The following is a 3,564-nucleotide window of genomic DNA, read 5'->3' on the forward strand; positions in this document are numbered from 1 at the left end:
CAATCCTCGGCTGCGGCGGCATCCGCGGCGGCCGACTCGGCCGCGGAGTAGGGCTCGGCGCCGAATCGCAACGGCCCCGCGGGCAGCCACGCGCGCTCGTGCTTGAGCCGCAGCTCATCGGGATTCGGCCCGCCACCGCCGGAAACCACCGGCCCGCCACCGGCGGCGAACGCGCTCGCCGGAGCCGACAGCACCGCGACCGCGCCCAGCGCGGCGAACGCGCGCGGCCAGCGTCTGCGACGACCGGGTTCGCGCTGCAGAAGTCTGAAATCGACCATGAGCCACCTTTCGACGTGAAGCGGCAACATGCTCACGTCGGCCCAGTCAGTCGAACTCCGCCGTCCGGAGCAATCCGAGCCGGGTGCCATCACTTTTTTCTGCCATCTTTCGCACACTTCCGGCGGATTCATCGCGCGTTAGGCTGCCCGCCATGCACGGCGAACTGCACGACTTGCTCACCGCGATCGACCACGTCGGAATCGCGGTCACCGACCTCGACGCGGCGATCGAATTCCAGCGCAGCACCTTCGGGCTGGAAGTGACCCACACCGAGCAGAACGAGGACCAAGGGGTCCGGGAGGCGATGCTCGCCGCCCCCGGCGACACCGCCGGCGCCACCCGGATCCAGCTGCTGGCGCCGTTGCGGGCGGACTCGGCGATCGGGAAGTTCCTGGACCGCAACGGTCCAGGACTGCAACAGCTCGCATACCGGGTGACCGATGTGGACGCGGCCTGCGCGGCACTGCGTGCCAGCGGGTTGCGGTTGCTCTACGACGCTCCGCGGCGGGGCACCGAGGACAGCCGGATCAACTTCGTGCACCCGAAGGACGCGGGCGGCGTCCTGGTCGAACTGGTGGAACCGGCGGTCTGACGGCTGCGGCGGCTCCGGTCACGGCCCGGTCGGAAGGCCCGGTCGGAAGGCGCGGTCGGGAAGGCCCGGTCGGCGCTTCACCTCGGCGTCATGGTGCGGGCCGCTCCAGCGCCCGCGCGATGAAGCAGATCTCGCGGTCCAGCTCGTCCTCGTCCCCGTGCCGGGCCACGGCGTGCCGGTGGCTGACCACCCTGGCCAGCAGCAGCGCGGCGGTGTCGACGTCCTCGGCACCGCCACTCGCCGCAGACCCGTCCGACGCGGCAGGCGCCAGCGCGGCCGAGATGACTTCGCGGATCTGGCGCACCACGACGTCGAACCGCTCCTGCAACGCCCGTCGGACCGCGGCGTGCGTGTCCGCTTCGCGCCAGAGCAAGTGGCTCAGCAGCACCGACGACTCGAACCGCCGGTCCAGTTCGGACACCAGCCGGTACAGGCTGCCGGTGACGTCGCCTGCCAGCACGATCCGCGCGGGGTCCAGCTCCTCGTCCGGCAGCCGCTCCACCAGCGCGACGAGCAGGTCCTGCTTGCGGCGGAAGTAGTAGTGGATCAGTCCTTTCGGGACCTGGGCGCGCTCGGCGATCCGCGAGGTCGGGGTGGCGTCGAACCCGGACTCGGCGAACAACTCCCCCGCCGCGGACAGAATCCGCTCACGTGCCGGGCAACGGCACGCACTGTCGGCGACCGCAGCCTCGGCGTGCGGTTCCGCCGCCGGGCCGCAAGCGCACGCCGACGACTGCTCCGGCGCTCCGAGTGCCCATGCCACCGCGTCCTCCAGCGTCGATCAGCCGGTCGATCACCACCGTGCAACGTACCGGCGGTGCCGGAACCGGCCGGAACGCGACCTCCGGACGCGCCCGCTATCGCGCGGCGGCCGCTGCGCTGCCGTGCGCGGCACCGGCCTCCGGCAGGGCGGCGGCGCCGACCGCCACGGCCAGCACCCCGACCACCCAGCAGGTCCAAGCGGCACCCGCGAGACCGGCGAACCCGAGCACCCAGGGCGACAGGAACAGCAGCACGCCCAGCACCATGTGCGCGTATTCGCTGGTCATCGAGCCCGGCATCACCAACGACCACACGGCGCTGAGCACCAGGAGCACGCCCAGCACGAGCATCGCCGAGACCGCGCCGCCGCTGGTGCGGGTCCACAAGGTGGCCAGCAGCAAGTACACGCCCAGCAGCAGCGCCACCCAGTCCTGCCAACGATTCCACGGCCGGACCTGCGCGTTCGCCTTGGTCGCCACGTCGCTCACCTCCACCGCCCGGATGCGCCTGTCGAAGGTCGGGGCACACCGCCGGCGGCGTCCAGGGCCCTTCGGCTCGGTCCAGCCCGGCTTTACCCGGTCCGGTGAGCGACCCCGCGGAAACTCCCCCGTTCCCGCCCACACCTCCCACAACGCGGGTGCCTTCCAGGTAGCGTGGTCGTCATGGGCCTCGCCGACGACCGTGATCTACTCCCGCTGGGTTCGGGATTCGACCTCGTTCGCAAGAACGGATACGACCGCGCTCAGGTCGACGAGCATCTGGAACGGGTCGACGCCGATCTGCGCATCCTCACCTCGGACCGCGACGCGGCCGTCGCCCAGGCCCGGGATGTGTCCAAGCAGCTCGAATCCGCGCGCTCGGAGATCGAGAACCTGCGCGGCCAGGTCGAACGGCTGTCCAAGCCGCCGACGACGCTGGAAGGGCTCAGCGAGCGGTTGCAGCGGATGCTCAAGCTCGCCCAGGACGAGGCGGGCGACATCCGCAGCCGCGCCGAGAAGGACGCCGCCGAGACCCGCAGCCGCTCCGAGTCCGAGGCGGGCGCGCTGCGCACCCGCTACGAGAAGCTGATCGCCGAGGTCGACGAGCGGCGCACCGAGATGGAGACCGAGCACCGCTCGGTGCTGGACAAGGCCAAGGCCGAGGCCGAGCGGATCACCACCGAGGCCGAGCAGAACCGCGTCCGCGCCGACGAGGAGTCCGAGGCCCGCCGGACGCAGGTCGAGGAGGACTTCGAGATCGCGATGGCGGCTCGGCGCACCGAGTCGATGAAGACCCTCGCCGAGCAGGAGGCCACCAGCAAAGCCGACGCGCAGCGCCGCGTCCGCGAGGCCACCGAGGAGGCCAACCGCCGGCTGCGCGAGGGCACCAACGAGGCGCACCGCCGGGTCCGCGAGGCCACCGACGAAGCCAACCGGCTCAACACCGAATCCACCCAGGCGGCCGAGAAGCTGGAGCGGGAGAGCACCGAGGCAGCCGAACGCCGCGAACGGGAGAGCACCGAGGCCGCCGAGAAGCGCGAACGCGAGAGCGTCGAAGCCGCGCAGCAGCGCGAGCAGGAAAGCGTCGAGGCCGCGCAGCGCCGCGAGCGGGAAAGCACCCAGGAAGCCGAGCGCCTGGTCGCCGAGGCCACCGAGAAGGCCAACCGGATGATCCAGGAGTGCACCGACGAGGCGACGCGCCTGGTCGACGACGGCATCCGGGAGAGCGAGCGGCTGGTCCGGGAAGCCCGCGCGGACGCCGAGCGCAGGCTGGTGGCCACCACCGAGGAGGCCCAGCGCCGGCTGACCAAGGCCGATGACCAGGTGCACTCGCTGACCGAGCTGCGGGACACGGTGGCGGCGAAGCTGCGCGACGCCGCGGAACTGCTCGGGCAGACGACGCCGCTGCTGGAGCGGCTGGACCAGGAGGACTCCGAGGAGGCCGCGCTGCGC

The 3,564-nt window shown here is 71.9% G+C and carries 4 protein-coding genes and 1 pseudogene; 2 read left to right on the top strand and 3 right to left on the bottom strand.

Annotation, left to right across the window (positions count from 1 at the left end):
• Positions 1-278, bottom strand: a pseudogene (locus IJH84_RS22465) (hypothetical protein); the annotation flags it as partial.
• A gap of 152 nt (positions 279-430) precedes the next feature.
• On the opposite strand from IJH84_RS22465, the gene mce reads away from it, so the two are divergent.
• A complete protein-coding gene (mce, locus tag IJH84_RS22470) occupies positions 431-871 on the top strand; it encodes a methylmalonyl-CoA epimerase (protein WP_295148673.1) in 441 nt (146 codons plus the stop codon).
• An 88-nt stretch (positions 872-959) separates the two neighbouring features.
• Here mce and IJH84_RS22475 read toward each other — a convergent pair whose 3' ends face one another.
• The gene (locus IJH84_RS22475) at positions 960-1,514 is read right to left on the bottom strand and encodes a TetR/AcrR family transcriptional regulator (protein ID WP_295148682.1); all 555 of its coding nucleotides are present in this window, start codon (positions 1,512-1,514) and stop codon (positions 960-962) included.
• 214 nt (positions 1,515-1,728) lie between these two features.
• On the bottom strand, positions 1,729-2,112 hold the full coding sequence (locus tag IJH84_RS22480; protein ID WP_295148676.1) for an SPW repeat protein: 384 nt from the start codon (positions 2,110-2,112) through the stop codon (positions 1,729-1,731).
• 183 nt (positions 2,113-2,295) lie between these two features.
• Between IJH84_RS22480 and IJH84_RS22485 the strand changes: the two genes are divergently transcribed.
• Positions 2,296-3,564, top strand: a 1,269-nt coding sequence (locus IJH84_RS22485) for a M protein (protein ID WP_295148679.1), incomplete at its 3' end; no start/stop codon positions are given.

It is taken from the genome of Saccharopolyspora sp. (genome assembly GCF_017434145.1).
Taxonomy (GTDB): Bacteria; Actinomycetota; Actinomycetes; order Mycobacteriales; family Pseudonocardiaceae; genus Saccharopolyspora_C; species Saccharopolyspora_C galaxeae.

Bases quoted from the DNA above. Each gene is read 5' to 3' on its own strand.
- mce (WP_295148673.1), top strand. From the start codon at position 431: ATGCACGGCGAACTGCACGACTTGCTCACCGCGATCGACCACGTCGGA.